Raw genomic sequence first — 18,686 nt, forward strand, 5'->3', positions numbered from 1 at the left:
ACCATGTCCGTCGTCAATCAATTTGGAAAACTGTTCAACCGGAAGCCCGCCACGCCAGATGCGGATGTGGCAGCAGCCGGCACGGCTGACGATGGACAAGATGTCCTGGCCACAGGCGCGTTGGATGGTTCGCAACTGCGTGACTCTTATCAGGCTGAAGGCATGAACAGTGTCCAGGGCGATCCGGAAGGCTATGCCCCTGAGCTGACATCTCCAGAGGCTGAGGAGGATCTCATCTCGCTGCCTCTGCTGGGGCGTTCGACCGCTGCAGGCCATCAGCGCCGTTTGCTGGCGCTGCTGGCCGTTGGGGTGGTGGTTCTTGCTCTGATTGCGGGCTGGGTGCTGCAGCAAGCTGATCGCTCGGCGCAGCAACTCGCGGCGACCGGCCAGTCTCTGATGCAGTCGCAGCGATTGGCCAAGTCGGTGTCTCAGGCGCTGGTGGGTAGCCCACAGGCCTTTCCTGACGTGGTGGAGAGCTCCGGCGTGCTTGCGCGCAATGTGCGTGCTCTGAATGCTGGCGACAATGAACTGGGTGTGCAATCGCTGGGCGAGCCCTTCAAGCCGGATCTGGATGCCGTCAACCCGTTGATGGAGCGCGCAGAGCGCAATGCCAGCGTGGTGATGGGACAGCAGAAGATTTTGACCCAGGTGGGTGACGCGCTGCGTACCATCAACCGCCAATCGTCCGATCTGCTGGAAATTGCCGAAACGGTGTCTTCGCTCAAACTTCAGCAGAATGCTCCAGCCGCTGAAATTTCTGCTGCCGGTCAACTCGTGATGTTGACGCAGCGTATCGGCAAGTCTGCCAATGAATTCCAGACCATGGAAGGTGTGAGTCCTGAGGCCGTTTTTCTGCTGGGCAAGGATTTGAACTCGTTCAAGGAAATCGCACAGGGTCTGCTGGACGGTAGCCCTGAATTGCGCCTTGCCGCAACCAAGGATGGTCAGACCCGCGAACAACTCGAAGCGCTGGTCAAGCTCTATGAGCAGACCCGCACCCAGGCCAGCGCCATTCTGGGCAACCTGCAAGGTTTGGTGTCTGCCCGTGAGGCGCAATCTGCCATCATTGCCGACAGTGAGCCGCTGCGTCGCCAACTGGAAGGCCTGCAGACCAAGCTGTCCGCACAAACCGGTCTGGGCGCTGGCCAATTTGCAGCCCTCGCTTTGGCGGGTCTGTTCGTGCTGCTTTGCGGTATCGGCATTTCGCGCGTTCAACTGCTGGACAGCCGGGGCCGGCAGGCTGCTGCGGAAACGCAGCAAAAGGACGCCAAGCGCCAGGAGCAGGAAGCCAAGCGCGTCAACGACGCCAACCAGGCCGCCATTTTGCGTTTGATGAACGAACTGCAGTCGGTGGCTGAAGGTGACTTGACGCAAGAAGCAACGGTGACGGAAGACATTACTGGAGCCATCGCTGACTCGGTGAACTACACGGTGGAAGAGTTGCGTCAACTGGTGGGCAGCGTGCAGAACACGGCGACCCGCGTGGCGCAGACGACGGCACAGGTGGACAACACATCCACTGAACTGCTGGCCGCTTCGACCGAACAGCTGCGTGAAATTCGCGAAACCGGTCGCTCGGTGCTGGACATGGCGACCCGAATCAACGAAGTCTCCACACAGGCGCAAGAGTCCGCCACGGTGGCCCGCCAATCGCTGCAGGCTGCCGACTCCGGTCTCCAGGCCGTGCAGAACGCCATCGGCGGTATGAACTCCATCCGCGACCAGATCCAGGATACCTCCAAGCGGATCAAGCGCCTGGGCGAATCGTCGCAGGAGATCGGTGAAATCACCGAGCTGATTTCCGACATTACCGAACAGACGAACGTGCTGGCCCTGAACGCCGCCATCCAGGCCGCCTCCGCTGGTGAAGCCGGCCGAGGCTTCTCGGTGGTGGCCGAAGAAGTGCAGCGACTGGCTGAACGTTCTGCAGATGCTACGCGCCAGATTTCGGCACTCGTGAAGGCCATTCAGACCGATACCCAGGATGCTGTGGCTGCTATGGAGCGTTCCACGCAGGGTGTGGTGGAAGGGGCTCGTCTGTCTGACAGTGCCGGTACTGCGCTGACAGAAATTGACCGCGTGTCACGCCGTCTTGCTGAACTGATTGAGCAGATTTCGTCTTCGACTTCCCGGGAAGCTGTTTTGGCCAACGAAGTGGCCGACAACATCCAGCACATTTTTGCGGTGACCGAGCAAACGGGTGAAGGTACCCGGACCACAGCGCAACAGGTGCGCGAACTCTCGCACATGGCTGAAGAGCTGCGCCAATCGGTGGCACGGTTCAAGATTGCCTGACCGCAGTAGTCATCAACCAGCTGGCTCATAGCAGCCGGGGACGAATCCATGTCATCTATTGATGCCAACAATGCACCGGCCACAGAAGGGCCCCAGGGGGACCAGGACCTGGGTCCTCTGGCTTGGGTGCTTGACGAACTGCGCAAATCGCTGGACGGTGCGGTCAAGGCGATGCGCCGTTTCGTGCGCGATGCTGAAGTCGCGCGTGAGTCCGACCTTGCGGCGTTAGACGCTGGCTCCCTGCGCATCGCGCGTCAGCAACTGCACCAGGCTTGTGGTGCACTGGAAATGGTCGGCATGGGCCCTCCAGCACTGGTGCTGCGGTCCATGGAGTCTGCCGTTCAGAAGTTTGTTCAACGCCCTGAAACCTGCAGCGATGAAGCTGCAGCCGTGATAGAACGGGCGAGTTTTGCGTTGATTGAATACCTGGAGACCGTGCTCGCAGGCAAATCTGTCTCTCCAGTGGCCTTGTTTCCGCAATACCGTGATGCGCAGGCGTTGGCGGGTGCCGACCGCGTGCACCCTGCAGACCTCTGGCCTGTCGAGCGTCGCTTTCGGGAGCCCGAGGGGACTGTGGCGGCGTCTCCTTTGCCCTACGGTGCAGAGGCGCGTGCGCGCCTTGATTCTGCCGTGCTGCGCATCGTTAAGTCAGGGGATCTTCGGGCGTCCTTGAGCCTGCGGGATACTTGTCTCGGTTTCGTGGCGGCACAGACAGATCGGCAGTCGCGTGCTTTCTGGAAGATCTGCGCAGGTTTCTTCGAGGCCTTTGGTTCCGGGCTGTTGCCTCCGGACGTCTACGTCAAGCGCGTGGCGTCCCGGGTGCTGATGCAGTATGCGACCCTCGCCAAAGGGGATCCGACCATTGCAGACCGCTTGGTTCAGGATTTGCTGTTCTTCTGTTCGCAAGCCAAGACCGCCGATTTGGCGGACGATGCTGCTCCGTCGCTGCGGGCAGTGCGTCAGGCGTTTTCTCTCGACCGCTTCAAGCCTGTGGATTACGAAACCGCCCGCTTTGGGCGTTTTGATCCCGCAGTGCTCGCACAGGCGCGCAAGCGCATTGCTTCGGCCACGGAGACTTGGTCGGCATTGGCCGGCGGCGACCGCAACAAGCTCAAACCAGCGGCCGATCAGTTCAGTCTGGTATGTGATTCGCTGCGCAAGCTTCATCCCGACAGCGAGAGTCTGGCGCAAGCGTTGACGCGCGCTGTGGATTCCACCACCCGTTCGGGCGAGCCGCCATCAGCCGCTTTGGCCATGGAAGTTGCGACGTCGGTGTTGTATTTGCAGGCTGCATTTGAAGAGCTGGATGCCGCTGACGACCAGATGGAGATCCGGGCTGTCCGCCTGGCTGAGCGTCTGGATGCGGTGAGTGCTGGCGCAGAGCCCGAGCCCCTGGAACAGTGGATGGAGGAGTTGTACCGAAGGGTCAGCGACAACCAGACCATGGGCAGCGTGGTGGATGAGTTGCGTGTCACCCTGGGTGAAGCCGAGAAGGCACTGGACCAATTTTTCCGTAACCCCAAGGATGCAGCCGTCTTGGCCACGGTGCCAGGACATCTCGCGCAAATGCGTGGCGTGTTGTCGGTTCTTGGACTGGACCAGGCGTCCCTTGCCGTGGTCCGCATGCGCGACACAGTGGAGCGCCTGCTGATCAACGAAGTACCTGAAGAAGATCGTCAAGGCGTTTTCGAGAAGCTCGGAAACAGCCTGGGGGCTCTTGGCTTCCTGATCGATATGCTGAGCTACCAGCGCACGATGGCGCGCAAGCTTTTTGTGTACGACGAAGAACTCGGTGAGTTGCGTATCCTCATGGGCAAGACACGTGCCCGTGCGTCAGATGCGGTAGAAGAGGCGCCGGCCAAGCTTGAAGAGCGTTCGTCGGCCTTGGTGCCGGATGTGCTGCCGCGTTTCCCCGCACCGGAGCCTGTGAGCGAACCTACAGACTTCGCTCCCTTCCCGGATTTTGAGCCTGCACAAGAATCCTCCCATATTGAATCTGAGGCCTTGCTGGCCCCAGATATCTCCTTCGACATGCCTTCGCCCGTCGAGGCGAAGGCAATTCCGACTCCCACAGCTCCAGACGCAGCCATCGCTGCTGCGCCCGTCTCCAGAGCGCCCGTCGATGTAGAAGACGAGTTGCTGGAGGTGTTCCTCGAAGAGGCTCGTGAAGTCGTGGTCAATGGGTTGGCCGCCATCCAGCTGCTCAAAGAGGAACCCGGCAATCTGAGCGAACAGACAACGCTGCGTCGCGCGTTCCATACGCTCAAGGGAAGTTCGCGCATGGTGGGGCTCAACGACTTTGGCGAAGCCGCCTGGTCGATGGAGCAGGTTCTGAACGTTTGGTTGGCCGAACAAAAGCCGATGCAGCCAGGGTTGCTACAGTTGTCTTCGGATGCACTTCAGGCCTTTGGCCGTTGGGCCGATGACATTGCGGCGGGCCGTACGGCGGGTTGGGACACCGAGGCATTCCGTGCCTCGGCAGATGCCATGCGCCTTGATGGCACGCTGGTTCCGCTTGTGGTTCCTGCGGCGGGTAACGCATTGATGGTGTCGTCTCCAGAAGCAGCGCCTGAGGTGGAACCGCGTCAGGATGAGGTGGCAGATCACGCCGCACCGGTGGCCGAAGAGATGGCCGAGGTGGTCGAACAAGAACTGGCTATACCAGACTTCCAGGCCACTGAAATTTCGGACCATGTTCCGGAGCTGCCTGCGGATACAGCCGTGTTTGGGGTTCCCGATGTGGCCGAGGACATCGACTTCTCGGTGTTCACTGCCGCGCTGAACGACGCGCCGTCCGAGTCTGCTGCGGTCGATCCATCCAGTGCCGATTTCGTGCTGGATCTTGAACTGCCCGACCTGGAGCCCGTTACAGCGTCGGCTCCCGTGGTCGAAAGCCCCGTCGAAGCACTGGAGGTTGCCGGCGAAGCCACAAACTCCGATGCTGCTGAGGTGGTCGCGTTGGAATCCTTGAATGTCGAGGAGTTGGAGCGTTTGCTGGATGCTGATGCGGCGCAGCCTGAAGAACTGGTGGCGAGCGAGGCGATCAATACCGAGGCAGCCTCCGAGATGGCCGATCTTTTGGATGCCCTGCCGCAGGAGGAAATTTCCAGCGACGACGATGCCGTCAAGGTGATCGACACCTTGCGCATCGGCATACCGCTGTACAACGTTTACCTGAATGAAGCCGATGAGTGGTCGCGCCGCTTGGTGACTTGTCTCCAGGAATGGGCGCTGGAGCTGCATGAGCCTTTGCCCGACGTGGCTGTGGCCTTGTCGCATTCGCTGGCGGGCAGTTCTGCCACTGTTGGTTTCAATGCTCTTTCGGAAATGGCGCGGGTGCTGGAACACGCCATGCAGCATGTGCAGCTGCAGTCCGGCGGAACGCAAGAGCAGGCGCAGGCCTTTATGGCTGCCGCAGAAGACATTCGCCGACTGTTGCACCAGTTTGCTGCGGGTTTCCTCAAGGAGCCCAGCCAGGAAGTGTTGGAGCAACTCCGCCAGATTCTGGAAACCGAGGTGGTCAACACCCTGTCGCCGCCCGAAGAGGATTTGGACGAGTTCCTGGATGCACCAGCGCAAGAGGTTGTCGAAGCACCGCCAGTAGAAGCCTTGCTGGCGCAGCCTGAGGATGTGCCGGAGCCCATGCCAGAACCGGAGCCTGTCGCAGTCCCCGTGCGCCATGTTGCACCGGCTCTCTCGGCAGTGCTGCATGACCATGACCAGCATATCGATAACGCCATTGCTCATGCCATTGCAATGAGCCCTGACGCCGACGATGACATTGATGCCATCGATGTCATCGATCCGGACTTGTTCCCGATCTTTGAGGAAGAGGCCGCAGAATTGTTGCCCCAATTGGGCGGTGCGCTGCGCCAGTGGGCTTCGCGGCCCGACAATCTGGGGGCCCGCAGTGAAGTTCTTCGGGCGTTGCACACGCTCAAGGGCAGCTCCCGCTTGGCCGGTGCCATGCGGTTGGGTGAAATGGCCCACCGGTTGGAATCCGCCATCGAGCAGCTCGATGCTGAAACGGTAACTGCCGATCAGATTGAACCGTTGCAGGGTAGCTTCGATGGCTTGCAAGCGAACCTTGACGCACTGCGTGCCATCGGTCAGGGGCCAATCGATACGGTAGTCTCCTTGCCGGTCGATGCGACGCGCAGCCGTACCGAAGCTGCTGATGCGTCAACAACGCCTGCGACTGCCGCTCTTGAGGTATCGACAGCGTTGGCAGCCCCTGCGGTGCGCCTGCCAGGTCCTTCGCAGTTGGCTCCCTTGCGTGTGGCTGCCAGCCAGTCTGTGCGTGTGCGTGCACAGTTGCTTGACCGCTTGGTCAATCAGGCTGGCGAGGTGATGATCAGTCGATCGCGTCTGGATGTGCGCCTTGGGCAGTTCCGTAGTTCGTTGACGGACTTGTCGGGCAACCTGGATCGCTTACGCCAACAATTGCGAGATATCGAGGTACAGGCTGAATCGCAAATGCAATCGCGTCTGGCGCTGTCGAAAGACTCAGCGGCCGGCTTCGATCCGCTGGAGTTTGACCGCTTTACCCGTGTGCAGGAACTCACGCGAATGATGGCCGAGTCGGTGAACGACGTGGCCACCGTGCAGCGCAACTTGCAGCGTGCCATGGAAGGCGCCGAAGACGATCTGATCGCCCAGGGGCGCCAGGCCCGGGAGCTGCAGCGCGATCTGCTGCGCACCCGCATGGTGGAATTCGAGGGCATTGCAGAGCGCCTTTATGCCGTGGTGCGCCAGGCCTCCAAGGAGACCGGCAAGCAGATCAAGCTGGACATTACCGGCGGCTCCATCGAAATGGACCGTGGAGTGTTGGACCGCATGACGCCGGCTTTCGAGCATTTGCTGCGCAACTGCGTGGCACACGGTATTGAAGATCCGCAGGTGCGGCTGGCCGCTGGCAAACCAGCGTCCGGCACGATCACGGTAGATCTGCGCCACGAAGGTAACGACGTCTCGGTCGAATTTCGTGACGACGGAGCCGGTTTGAACCTGCCCCGTATCCGGGAGAAAGCTCTGGCGCAGGGCATCGTCGCTCCGGACGTGGAACTCAGCGATGCCGATGCGGCGCACCTAATTTTCATGCCGGGCTTCTCCACGGCGTCTGAAGTGACTGGCCTGTCGGGGCGTGGTATCGGCATGGACGTGGTCCGCGCTGAAATCAATGCCTTGGGCGGACGTATCGAGACGTCGACCGAGGCTGGTAAGGGGGCCGCTTTCCGCATGGTGCTGCCGCTGACCACCGCAGTGACGCAGGTGGTGATGCTGCGTACCGGCGATCTGGCCGTTGGCGTACCTGCCAACGTGGTGGAAATCGTGCGCCGTACATCGGCAGCCGATCTGGAGGAGGCCTATCGCACCGGCGTGTTTGACGACGGCATGGAAAAGGTGCCCTTCTTCTGGTCGGGCGCATTGCTGCAGGCATCCTCGCGCAGCAACGAGTCTGCGGGAAAGACTCGCCCGGTCGTGATTTTCCGAAGCGCCGCGCAGCGTGTGGCCATGCACGTTGATGAAGTGCTTGGCAACCAGGAAGTCGTGGTGAAGAACCTCGGCCCCCAACTGTCTCGTTTGCCGGGGTTGGCGGGTATGTCTGTACTGGCTTCAGGTGCTGTGGTCCTGATCTACAACCCCGTGGCGTTGGCGACGGTGTACGGCGACCAGGTACGTGCAGCCAGTGTCGGCATATCGTCCGCACCTGCACCGGAGGGCGGCGCTGGCTCGGGCAAGGCTGTGGTTTCGCTTCAGCTGGCAGGGCCGAGTCAGGTGCCACTGGTGCTGGTGGTGGACGACTCGATCACCGTGCGCCGTGTCACGCAGCGTCTGTTGCAGCGTGAAGGGTATCGGGTGGCATTGGCGGCTGACGGCCTGCAGGCATTGGAGCGGCTCCAGGAAGAGCGCCCGACTGTCGTCTTGTCTGACATCGAAATGCCCCGTATGGATGGGTTCGACTTGGCGCGCAATATCCGTGCGGACGGTGCCTTGCGCGATCTGCCGATCATCATGATCACATCGCGTATCGCTGAGAAACACCGCGAGCATGCGATGGAACTGGGCGTGAACCACTATCTGGGCAAACCTTACTCGGACGAAGAGCTGCTGAGCCTGATCCAGCACTACGCCCGTCTCGCGGCAGCCGCAGAGGCCTGAACATGCGTTGTGCCCACAGATCCTGCATTTTTTGGCAGGTCTGTGGTGCGCTATTTGTTCGCGGCGTTGCGGGGCGTTTGTCCCGCATTCGCAGGGGTCGTTGATGGAGCCTTTGACCTCTCTTCCGGGCGATCCCCGACTGCTTGCGTGCCTGGCCTTTGTGGTGCGGGAGCGGGCGTCCGACCTGTTTCTCACGGCTGGGGCTCCCCCCACCATCAAACGGCAGGGGGCCTTTGCACCGATTGCGCAGCAGGTGTTGTCTGCGAACGATGTCCGGCAGATGGCTTACTCCATCCTGCGCGACGCACAGCGGCAGGAGTTCGAGACCACGATGGAGTGCGATCTCTCGTTCCAGACACCAGACGGCGAACGTTTTCGGGTCAATGTGCACCTTCAGAGGGGCCAGGTGGGCATGGTGGTGCGCCATGTCATCGCCCGGGTTCCGGGTCTGAGTGAGCTAGGCCTTCCGCCAGTCCTGCAGCAATTGGCTTTTCTCAAGGGGGGCCTGGTCCTCACAGTGGGGGCTGCGGGCTCGGGAAAAACCACCACATTGGCCTCGTTGTTGGACCATCGCAATGCCCACGCTGGGGGGCATATCCTGACGGTCGAAGACCCCATTGAATACCTGCACACCCACAAGAAGTCCTTGGTTACCCAACGCGAGGTGGGGCTCGATACCTTGTCCTATGACGAGGCCCTTCGCCGGGCCATGCGTGAGGCGCCCAACGTGATCATGATCGGCGAGATTCGTGACCGCGCCACGATGCAGCATGCTCTCCACTATGCCGAATCCGGGCACCTTTGCGTCTCCACCCTGCATGCGAACAATGCCAACCAGGCGGTACAGCGGATACTGAATTTTTTCCCCGAGGATGCCCATCGCCAGTTGCTCATGGACCTGTCCATCAATCTGCGCGCTGTTGTCGCACAGCGTTTGGTGATGGGGCTGGCTGGCGGCATGGTGCCTGCCACCGAGATCATGTTGCTCACGCCCTATGTGGCCGAGTTGATCCAGAAAGGGCAGATCGATGAGCTGAAGACCGCCATCACCCGCAGTGGAGAGCAGGGTATGTGCAGTTTTGACCAGTCCTTGCTGGCCATGGTCGAGGCCCGCGTGATTTCGCCCGAAGAAGCAATTGCCAATGCGGACAATCGTACCGATGTCAGCCTGCGGCTGCGCCTGGCGTCCGGCGCGTCGCTAGGGGGTGACGGTATACAGATGAGTCCCGACGAGCCTGAATCAGGCGATTTACCGCCTCCCGGTCACCGCTGAAAGCGCGACCCTTGTAGCGGGCGGGCTCCGCGAACAGCGTTTGCACGGCTACGAGCGCAGTGAGAGTTTTTCAGGGCCTTCAGTGAGATCGCCCACGCGTTCTGCGGCTGCTGCTGATTTCACCACCGCGTACCGGGCCAGTGTTTTGTGCCGAGCCGCGTCGTGCTCGACCACGGGCAAGGGGTAGTCGACGCCGAGCCGAACACCCGCTCCCTGCAACTCCAGCGGCCGCGCCAGCCAGGGCGCGTGCAATGCTTTGGTGGGTAACGGCGCCAATGCCGGCAGGTAGCGGCGAATGAACTTGCCCTCGGGGTCGAACTTCTCGCTTTGGCTGACCGGGTTGAAAATTCGGAAGTACGGTTGAGCATCGCAGCCGCTGGAGCTGGCCCACTGCCAGCCGCCGTTGTTGGCGGCCAGGTCGAAATCATTGAGGTGCGTGGCAAAGTAGGCCTCGCCCCAGCGCCAGTCGATGCCCAAGTCTTTGACCAGGAAGCTGGCCACCACCATGCGCAGGCGGTTGTGCATGTAGCCCGTCTGGTTGATCTGTGCCATGGCGGCGTCCACCAGCGGGTAGCCAGTGCGGCCCTCACACCAAGCGGCAAACAGGGCGTTGGCCTCGGGGCCTGATTCCCACTGGATGGCGTCGTAAGCCGGCTTGAAACTGTGGCCCACCACATGGGGATGGTGATGCAGGATTTGAAAGTAGAAATCCCGCCAGATCAGCTCGCTGAGCCAGGTGCTGGCCCCCGGGTTGCCTTGCAACATCAAGCGGTGCGCGGTGCGCGCCAGCAGGCGCGGCGAGATGGTGCCAAAACGCAGGTGCACGCTGAGATAACTGGGCCCTTTGACGGCAGGAAAGTTGCGCGTGTCTTCGTAGCGTTCGATGCGGCCGATAAAATCGTCGAACAACTGCTGCGCGCCGCTGGCACCGGTCGGCAGTTTGAGCTGCGGCAGGGCCGTGGCCTCGAAACCCAGCGACGCCAGGGTGGGGACCGCTTGGCAGTGTTCCTGCGGGCGCGGGGCGAAGCGGTGTGCATGGCGCTCCACTGGGTAGCTTGTGAGCTGAAACGCATCCACCTTCTTGAGCCAAGCGTTTTTGTAAGGCGTGAACACACTGTACGGGCTGCCGGTTTGTGTCAGCACCTCGCTGCGTTCCAGAACGGTGTGGTCCTTGAAGGTGTGAAAAGCCCTGCCGGTGGCGGCCAGTCGGGTGCGTACCCGACTGTCGCGTTCCAGGGCCTGCGGCTCGTCATCATGGTTGGCAAACACAGCCTGCACGCCCAGAGCGTTGGCCAGTGCCGGAATGGCGTCGCTGGCCACTGCGTGCAGCACGATGAGGCCGCCCTGCTCGTGCCCAGACAACGTGCGCAGCGTTTCATCAAGTTCCACCAGCGACTCGCGGATGAACTCCACCCGCCGGTCGGCCCGGGGCAGGGCGTCCAGGATCTCGCGGTCAAAAATGAAGGCGCAGTGCACCTGCTGGCACTGTGTCAGTGCGCGGTACAAAGCGGCCTGATCGTTCGCGCGCAAGTCGCGGCGGAACCAGACAAGACCGCTGGGGTAAGAAGGCTCGGAGGAGGGCGCCATGTTCACCGTTAAAATTGCTGCATGTCTTTCGATTCTGCGCCCATCAACCTGACGCATCACTTCCTGATCGCGATGCCCGGCCTGGAAGATGAGTCTTTCTCGCGCAGTGTGGTTTACCTGTGCGAGCACAGCGAACGCGGTGCCCTCGGACTCATCATCAACAAGCCCTCAGACATCACCCTCAAAGGCCTTTTTGACAAGGTGGACCTGTCCTTGCGGCGTGAAGACCTCACGAGGGAACCCGTTTTCCAGGGCGGACCGGTTCAGACCGAGCGCGGTTTTGTGCTGCACGAACCCATGCTCATGGACAAGGCAGAAACCGATGAATCGGCCTACGCTTCCACCATGACCATCCCCGGTGGCCTGGAGATGACCACCTCCAAGGACGTGCTCGAAGCACTGTCCACAGGCGCAGGCCCCCGCCGCGTGCTCATCACCCTGGGTTATTCGTCCTGGGGCGAGGGGCAGCTTGAATCCGAGCTGGCCGAAAACGCCTGGCTGACCGTGGCGGCCGATCTGTCGGTGATCTTTGACACCCCCGTGCCCGAGCGCTACGACCGCGCCCTGTCGCTGCTGGGCCTGAAGGCCTGGATGCTGTCGCCTGAGGCGGGGCACGCATGACCGGCTTGCCCGCTCAGCCAGCCGTTCCTGCGCATTTCCAGACCTTTCTTGCTTTCGATTTTGGCCTCAAGCGCACAGGGGTCGCCACGGGCAACCGCATGCTGCGCAGCGCCACGCCGCAGACCACCATCAAGGCCGAGGGCGACGCCCGCTTTGTGCAGGTGGCGCAGCGCATCAAGGAGTGGCAGCCCGACGCGCTGGTGATCGGCGTGCCTTACCACCCGGATGGCGCGAGCCACGAGAACACAGAGCGTGCCCTTAAATTCGGCCGACAGTTGCGTGGCCGCTTTGGTTTGCAGGTGTTCGAGGTGGACGAGCGCTATAGCACCACCGAGGCCATCGCCGGCGGCGCCAAGGACGCCGATGCCGCGTCGGCCTGCATCATCCTGGAACAGTTTTTGAGGAATCTTCCATGAGCCATCCCTCTCCTGTGGCCTCTGGCAGCCTCGTGCTCGACGCCGAGGCGCTGTACCGCGAACTGCTGCGCGGTGTGCGCAGCATGTTGACCCCCACCACGCGCCTGGCGGGCATCGCCTCGGGTGGTGCCTGGCTGGCCGAGCGTCTGCAAAAAGATCTGGGCCTTGAAGGGCCTGCCGGGGTGCTCTCGTCGGTGATGCACCGCGACGACTTTGCCCAGCGCGGCCTGTCGGCCGGTGCGCAGACCACGCTGCCGTTTGACGTGAACGGTGCCGATGTGCTGGTGCTCGACGACGTGCTCTACACCGGCCGCACCATCCGTGCCGTGCTCAACGAGCTGTTCGACTACGGCCGCCCCGCCAGCGTGCGCCTGGCCGTGCTGGTGGACCGGGGCGGGCGTGAATTGCCCGTGCAGTCCGACTTTGCCGCCGCGCGGGTGGCCCTGCCTGCCACCCAGTCGCTGGCCTTGGCGCGTGACGACAGCGGCACCTTCCAATTTCAAGTCAAAGAGGCCTGACCGTGCTGCACAAGCGCAACCCCCAACTCAACGGCAACGGCGAACTCATCCACCTGCTGTCCATCGAAGGCCTGCCGCGCGACATCGTCACGCACATCCTCGATACGGCCGCCAACTTCGTCAGTGTCAATGACCGCGAGGTCAAGAAGGTGCCGCTGCTGCGTGGCAAGAGCGTGTTCAACCTGTTCTTCGAGAACAGCACGCGCACGCGCACTACCTTCGAGATCGCGGCCAAGCGCCTGTCGGCCGACGTGATCAACCTGGACATCGCGCGCAGCTCGGCCAGCAAGGGCGAGTCGCTGCTCGACACCATCGCCAACCTTTCGGCCATGGCGGCCGATTTGTTCGTGGTGCGGCACAGCGAGTCGGGTGCTCCATACCTCATTGCCCAGCATGTGGCGCCCCATGTACATGTGATCAACGCTGGCGACGGCCGCCATGCCCACCCCACGCAGGGGCTGCTGGACATGTACACCATCCGGCACTACAAAAAAGACTTCAGCAACCTTACCGTGGCCATCGTCGGCGATGTGCTGCACTCTCGTGTGGCGCGCTCGGACATCCACGGCCTGACCACACTGGGCTGCGCCGAAGTGCGCGTGGTGGGCCCGCGCACGCTGGTGCCCAGCGACATGTCGCAGATGGGCGTGCGCGTGTGCCACACGCTCGAAGAGGGCATCAAGGATGCCGACGTGATCATCACGCTGCGCCTGCAGAACGAGCGCATGAGTGGCGCGCTGCTGCCGTCGAGCCAGGAATACTTCAAGAGCTTCGGCCTCACGCAAGAGAAGCTGCAACTGGCCAAGCCCGACGCCATCGTGATGCACCCCGGGCCCATCAACCGCGGTGTCGAGATCGACTCCGCCGTGGTGGATGGCAAGCAGAGCGTGATCCTGCCGCAGGTGACTTTCGGCATCGCTGTGCGGATGGCCGTCATGTCCATAGTGGCCGGGAACGAGGCGTGACACTTGGAATGAATACTCCTGTTTTCATAGCTGCTGGCGCTTATCCAGTAAGCGCTATCGGCCAAATTGGCTTGAAATCATGAAGATACTGATCCAGAACGGCCGCGTCATCGACCCCGCTTCGGGCCTCGACCAGACCTGTGACATCGCCATCGCTGCGGGCCGCATCGTCGGCGTCAACCGCGTGCCGCCCGACTTTGCGCCCAAGCGCGTGGTGGACGCCACGGGCTGCATCGTGCTGCCCGGCCTGGTGGACTTGGCCGCACGCCTGCGCGAGCCCGGCCACGAGCATGAAGGCATGCTCGAATCCGAAATGGCCGCCGCCGTGGCCGGTGGCGTGACCAGCCTGGTCTGTCCGCCCGACACCGACCCGGTGCTCGACGAGCCCGGTCTGGTCGAGATGCTCAAGTTCCGCGCCGAGAAGCTGCACCAGTCGCGGCTGTTCCCGCTGGGCGCTCTCACGCGCAACCTCGCAGGCGAGGTGCTGACCGAGATGGCCGAGCTGACCGAGTCCGGCTGCGTGGGCTTTGGCCAGGCCGAGGTCCCGCTGGCCAGCACCCAGGTGCTGCAGCGTGCGCTGCAGTACGCAGCCACCTTTGGCTACACCGTGTGGCTGCGCCCGCAAGAGATGCATCTGGGCAAGGGCGTGGCGGCTAGCGGCGCGCTGGCCACGCGGCTGGGCCTGTCGGGCGTGCCCGTGGCGGCCGAGACCATTGCGCTGCACACCATCTTCGAGCTGCTCAAGACCACCGGCGCGCGGGTGCACCTGTGTCGCATCAGCAGCGCGGCGGGTGTCGAGCTGGTGCGCCGGGCCAAGGCCGAGGGCCTCAACGTGACCTGCGACATCAGCATCAACACGCTGCACCTGACCGAAAACGACATTGGCTTCTTCGACAGCCGCGCGCGCCTCACGCCCCCGCTGCGCCAGCAGCGCGACCGCGATGCCCTGAGTGCGGCGCTGCTGGACGGCACCGTGGATGCGCTGGTGTCCGACCACACACCCGTCGATGAAGACGCCAAGACCCTGCCGTTTGCCGAAGCCGAGCCCGGCGCCACCGGCTTGGAACTGCTGCTGTCGCTTGCGCTCAAGTGGTCGCAGGACAGCGGCGTGCCGCTGCAGCGTGCACTGGCCACGGTCACGTCCGAACCTGCGCGGGTGCTGGGCAACGCGCTGGGCACCTTGCAGGCCAGCGTCGGCCAGATTGTGGAAGGGGGCGTGGGTGACCTCTGCATCCTTGATCCACAGGCCGCTTGGACCGTGCAGGACGACGCGCTGTGCAGCCAGGGCAAACACACGCCGTTCTCGGGCTACGAGCTGCCGGGCCGTGTGCGCATGACCCTCGTCGGGGGGCAGGTCGCTTTTGACCGGGGCTGATTGCGTGGCGCAGCACGGCGAGACCCTGCGATGAAGTCCTTGCTTGCCAGCTGGCGCCTGCTGCGCCTGCTCGGCCACATTGTCAAAGGGCTGGCGATCGTGGCGCTGCGGTTTCCGGCGCTTTCGCCCGACCAGCAGCACGCCCGCGTGCAGGTCTGGTCGCTGGAGCTATTGGCCCATGCAGGCATCAGCCTGCGCATCCTGGGGCAACCGCCAGTGTCCGGGCCGGTGATGCTGGTGGCCAACCACATCTCGTGGCTCGACATCCCTGTGATGCACGCGGCGCGGCATTGCCGCTTTGTTTCCAAGTCTGATGTGCAGGGATGGCCGTTGATTGGCACACTGGCCACGGCCGCCGGCACGCTCTACATCGAGCGCAGCTCGCGCCGCGACGCGCTGCGCATGGTGCGGTCGATGCAAGAGGCGCTGGAGCGTGGCGAGGTGCTGGCTGTGTTCCCTGAGGGAACCACGGGCGATGGGCGCGAGATGCTGCCTTTCCATGCCAACTTGCTGCAGGCCGCAGTGGCCGCACAGGCGCCGGTGCAGCCCGTGGGCCTGCGTTTTGCCGACAAGGCGACGGGCGCCACGAGTTTTGCGCCCAGCTATATCGGTGACGAAACCCTGGTGGGCTCGATCTGGCGCACATTGTGCGCCCCGCCCATCGAGGCCGTGGTGCACTACGGCCCGCCTGAGCGTGCTGGCGAGCGCGACCGCCGCATCTGGACACAGCATCTGCACGATACCGTCGATCAGTTGCGGCGGGGCTGACAGCCAGCAGGTCACAGAGGCTGTCCGTGCTGGCGGGGATGGCTTCGGTGCCCAAAAGCGTGCATATTCCACGTTTGTGGCTGCGTGGGCCGGATACCCGGTCTTCATTCCACACAATTTCCCGTATCGTCCGCGTCTTTCGGCCTGCACACATGCACAAGCGCACCTGCAGGCCCTGCCAACACTGCCGGGAGGGCACCATGAACCTGATTGAGCGCGCCAAGAGCATTCTTCTGCAACCCAAGGACACCTGGGCCACCATTGACGCGGAGACCACGGATGTGGCCACCCTGTTTACCCGCTACGCCATGATCCTGGCGGTGATTCCGGCGGTCTGTGGCTTCATTGGTATGTCGCTGATTGGTTTTGGCGGCTTTGGCGTCACCATCCGCGTACCTTTTGTGTCCGGCCTCGTGAACATGGTGGTGTCGTATGTGTTGAGTCTCGCCGGTATCTTTGTGCTGGGTCTCATCATCGACGCGCTGGCGCCTACCTTCGGTGGGCAGAAGAACCAGATCCAGGCCCTCAAGGTGGCTGTGTACGCCAGCACTGCGGCCATGCTGGGGGGCGTCTTCAGCCTGCTGCCTTCGCTGGCCATGCTGGGAGTGATTGCCGCGTTGTACTCCATCTACTTGCTCTACACCGGCCTGCCTGTGCTGATGAAGAACACCCCCGAGAAGTCGGTCGTCTACACGGTGGTTGTGATCGTCGCAGCCATCGTGATGGGCGTGGTGATCGGCGCCGTCAGTGCGCTCTTGCTGCCTCGGGGTGGTGCGATGTTTGGCGGGGCCCATGCCCCTGCAGCCATCACCATGAACACACCGGGCGGCAAGGTGTCCATCGACACGGCCGGCCTGGAGGCCGCTGGCAAGAAAATGGAAGAGGCCGCCCGCCAGATGGAGCAGGCGCAAAAGAGCCAGGACCCTGCTGCGATTGCTGCGGCCACTGGCAATGCGGCCAAGGCGGCAGCGGGCATGCTCGGCGGTGGCCAGGCCATTGCGGCCCAATCGCTCAAGGCAGCGTTGCCAGAAACGTTGGCGGGCCTGCCGCGCACGGGCTTTGAAGTGCAAGACGGAGCGACCCTGGGTCTGCCCACCAGCCAGGCCAGCGCGCAGTACGGCAGCGATGACAAACAGGTGCGCCTGGAGATCCTGGATGTGGGTGGCCTGGGGCAGATGGCGGTGATGGCCATGGGCATGGCACAGGGCGAAAAGGAAGACCAGACCAGCGCCGAGAAGACCTGGCAGGAAGGTGGCCGCACCCTGCACCAGCGCTATGAAAAGGACGGCAGCCGAGCCGAGTTCAAGACCATTCTGAAAAATGGCCTGGTGGTCAGCATCGAGGGTGACCATGTGGGCATCAAGGCCCTGCAGGGTTTCATGTCGCAGGTGGATCTGAACGGCCTTGAGGGCCTGCAGCGCAAGGGAAAGTCCTGAAAACTGTAGTGCGCTGTGGCGCAATGAATAATCAAAAATAATAGCAACCAGCGCTTTATGGATAAGCGCTGGAGCCTATTGGGGCTTAGATGGTGGTTCCCCGTTCCCGGGGGAACGTCACCACATGGTCCACCTGCGCCCGGATGCCGATCCACTCGCCCAGCGCATGGTCGTGGTGGCTGGGCACATGGGCCAGCAGGGTGTGGCCGCTGGCGAGTCGCAGCGTGTACAAAAACTCCGACCCCCTGAAAGATTTGCGTACGATTTGCGCCTGTACCGGCGCGTGGTCGTCGTGCACGATGTCATCTGCGCGCAGCAGCACATCACACTCGCCGCCGGGGAAGCTGCTGGGCAGGGGGCATTCTTCGAGATCGGTCAGATCGCCCAGCGGTGTTTGCGCGACCACGTTGTTGCCGCGTTGCACCAGGGTAGCGGGGGCGAACACACCGTGGCCAATGAAGTCCGCCACAAAACGCGTGGCGGGGCGGTGGTACAGCGTGTACGCGTCGTCCCACTGGTGTAGGTGGCCTTCGTTCATCACGCCGATCACATCACCAATGGCAAAGGCCTCGAACTGGTCGTGGGTCACAAACAGCGCCGTGGCGCCTGCGGCTTTCAGAATGCCGCGCACCTCGTGCGCCAGGCGTTCGCGCAGGTCCACATCCAGGTTGGAAAAGGGCTCGTCCAGCAGCATGAGCTGCGGACGCGGCGCCAGGGCGCGCGCCAGGGCCACGCGCTGCTGCTGGCCCCCCGAAAGTTCGTGGGGAAAGCGGTTCTCGCTGCCCTCCAGACCCACCAGCTGCAGTACCTCGGCCACGCGCGCGGCCTGCTCGGCCCGGGGCAACTGGTGGATGCCAAACGCCACATTGCGGCCCACTGACAGGTGTGGGAACAGTGCGTAGTCCTGGAACACCATGCCGATGCGCCGCAGTTCGGGCGGCACGCTGAGGCTGGCGCTGCTGACCACACTTTTGGTCAGGCGAATCTCGCCACCGGTCACGGGCTCCAGCCCCGCCACGGCGCGCAGCAGGGTGGTCTTGCCGCAGCCCGAGGGGCCGATCAGCACCCCGATATCCCCGGCTTTCAGGTTGAGCGTGACGCCTTGCACGGCGGCGTGTGCGCGGCCCGCATAGCGCACTTCGAGTTGGGAGACCTCTAGAAACATGCCGTGATTCTAGGTGGGCAGGGGCGAATGCTTAAAATTCGCATTTGCATTCCTGATCGTCGCTGGGCCCTTGCCGGGTGACGGGTGTGCGCTTCTTCCTTTTGC

12 protein-coding genes are annotated in these 18,686 nt (G+C 62.7%); 10 read left to right on the top strand and 2 right to left on the bottom strand.

The features are described from left to right. Positions 1–3: 3 nt before the first annotated feature. The 3 genes from CLU85_RS05015 (at position 4) to CLU85_RS05025 (ending at position 9,730) form a co-directional block, all read left to right on the top strand. Entirely contained in the window at positions 4–2,295 is a 2,292-nt protein-coding gene (locus CLU85_RS05015) for a methyl-accepting chemotaxis protein (protein WP_100409323.1), read from the top strand. Between the two features lie 48 nt (positions 2,296–2,343). Then, positions 2,344–8,457, top strand: a complete 6,114-nt coding sequence (locus CLU85_RS05020) for an Hpt domain-containing protein (RefSeq protein WP_100409324.1) — start codon at positions 2,344–2,346, stop codon at positions 8,455–8,457. Between the two features lie 112 nt (positions 8,458–8,569). Further along, a complete protein-coding gene (locus tag CLU85_RS05025; RefSeq protein ID WP_369858160.1) occupies positions 8,570–9,730 on the top strand; it encodes a PilT/PilU family type 4a pilus ATPase in 1,161 nt (386 codons plus the stop codon). Between the two features lie 48 nt (positions 9,731–9,778). Here the strand turns inward: CLU85_RS05025 and CLU85_RS05030 are convergent, their stop codons facing one another. After that, entirely contained in the window at positions 9,779–11,317 is a 1,539-nt protein-coding gene (locus CLU85_RS05030; protein WP_198509134.1) for a deoxyribodipyrimidine photo-lyase, read from the bottom strand. Positions 11,318–11,338: 21 nt separating this feature from the next. Between CLU85_RS05030 and CLU85_RS05035 the strand changes: the two genes are divergently transcribed. From CLU85_RS05035 to CLU85_RS05065, 7 genes are all read left to right on the top strand, one after another. Beyond that, positions 11,339–11,938 (top strand): YqgE/AlgH family protein, encoded by a 600-nt coding sequence (locus CLU85_RS05035; protein WP_100409327.1) that lies wholly within the window; start codon positions 11,339–11,341, stop codon positions 11,936–11,938. Next, positions 11,935–12,354, top strand: coding sequence for a Holliday junction resolvase RuvX (ruvX, locus tag CLU85_RS05040; RefSeq protein WP_100409328.1), 420 nt, complete (start codon positions 11,935–11,937; stop codon positions 12,352–12,354). Before CLU85_RS05035 ends, ruvX begins: the two co-directional genes overlap by 4 nt. Continuing rightward, a complete protein-coding gene (pyrR, locus tag CLU85_RS05045; RefSeq protein ID WP_100409329.1) occupies positions 12,351–12,872 on the top strand; it encodes a bifunctional pyr operon transcriptional regulator/uracil phosphoribosyltransferase PyrR in 522 nt (173 codons plus the stop codon). Before ruvX ends, pyrR begins: the two co-directional genes overlap by 4 nt. A 2-nt stretch (positions 12,873–12,874) precedes the next feature. Beyond that, positions 12,875–13,837 carry an aspartate carbamoyltransferase catalytic subunit gene (locus tag CLU85_RS05050; RefSeq protein WP_100409330.1) on the top strand — a complete coding sequence of 321 codons (963 nt, stop codon included), beginning with the start codon at positions 12,875–12,877 and terminating at the stop codon, positions 13,835–13,837. 79 nt (positions 13,838–13,916) lie between these two features. Continuing rightward, a complete protein-coding gene (locus CLU85_RS05055; RefSeq protein ID WP_100409331.1) occupies positions 13,917–15,212 on the top strand; it encodes a dihydroorotase in 1,296 nt (431 codons plus the stop codon). Between the two features lie 30 nt (positions 15,213–15,242). Beyond that, positions 15,243–15,980: a 1-acyl-sn-glycerol-3-phosphate acyltransferase gene (locus tag CLU85_RS05060; protein ID WP_100409332.1), complete on the top strand. Its 738-nt coding sequence runs from the start codon at positions 15,243–15,245 to the stop codon at positions 15,978–15,980. A gap of 200 nt (positions 15,981–16,180) precedes the next feature. Beyond that, entirely contained in the window at positions 16,181–17,416 is a 1,236-nt protein-coding gene (locus tag CLU85_RS05065; protein ID WP_100409333.1) for a Yip1 family protein, read from the top strand. A gap of 85 nt (positions 17,417–17,501) precedes the next feature. Here CLU85_RS05065 and CLU85_RS05070 read toward each other — a convergent pair whose 3' ends face one another. Next, complete coding sequence (locus tag CLU85_RS05070) at positions 17,502–18,581, bottom strand: ABC transporter ATP-binding protein (protein ID WP_100409334.1); 1,080 nt, start codon at positions 18,579–18,581, stop codon at positions 17,502–17,504. Positions 18,582–18,686: the final 105 nt, after the last annotated feature.

This window comes from Acidovorax sp. 69, from assembly GCF_002797445.1.
Lineage (GTDB): Bacteria > Pseudomonadota > Gammaproteobacteria > Burkholderiales > Burkholderiaceae_C > Acidovorax.

Bases quoted from the DNA above. Each gene is read 5' to 3' on its own strand.
- CLU85_RS05070 (WP_100409334.1), bottom strand. From the start codon at position 18,581: ATGTTTCTAGAGGTCTCCCAACTCGAAGTGCGCTATGCGGGCCGCGCA.
- CLU85_RS05020 (WP_100409324.1), top strand. From the start codon at position 2,344: ATGTCATCTATTGATGCCAACAATGCACCGGCCACAGAAGGGCCCCAG.
- CLU85_RS05030 (WP_198509134.1), bottom strand. From the start codon at position 11,317: ATGGCGCCCTCCTCCGAGCCTTCTTACCCCAGCGGTCTTGTCTGGTTC.
- CLU85_RS05015 (WP_100409323.1), top strand. From the start codon at position 4: ATGTCCGTCGTCAATCAATTTGGAAAACTGTTCAACCGGAAGCCCGCC.
- pyrR (WP_100409329.1), top strand. From the start codon at position 12,351: ATGAGCCATCCCTCTCCTGTGGCCTCTGGCAGCCTCGTGCTCGACGCC.
- ruvX (WP_100409328.1), top strand. From the start codon at position 11,935: ATGACCGGCTTGCCCGCTCAGCCAGCCGTTCCTGCGCATTTCCAGACC.
- CLU85_RS05055 (WP_100409331.1), top strand. From the start codon at position 13,917: ATGAAGATACTGATCCAGAACGGCCGCGTCATCGACCCCGCTTCGGGC.
- CLU85_RS05065 (WP_100409333.1), top strand. From the start codon at position 16,181: ATGAACCTGATTGAGCGCGCCAAGAGCATTCTTCTGCAACCCAAGGAC.
- CLU85_RS05035 (WP_100409327.1), top strand. From the start codon at position 11,339: ATGTCTTTCGATTCTGCGCCCATCAACCTGACGCATCACTTCCTGATC.
- CLU85_RS05060 (WP_100409332.1), top strand. From the start codon at position 15,243: ATGAAGTCCTTGCTTGCCAGCTGGCGCCTGCTGCGCCTGCTCGGCCAC.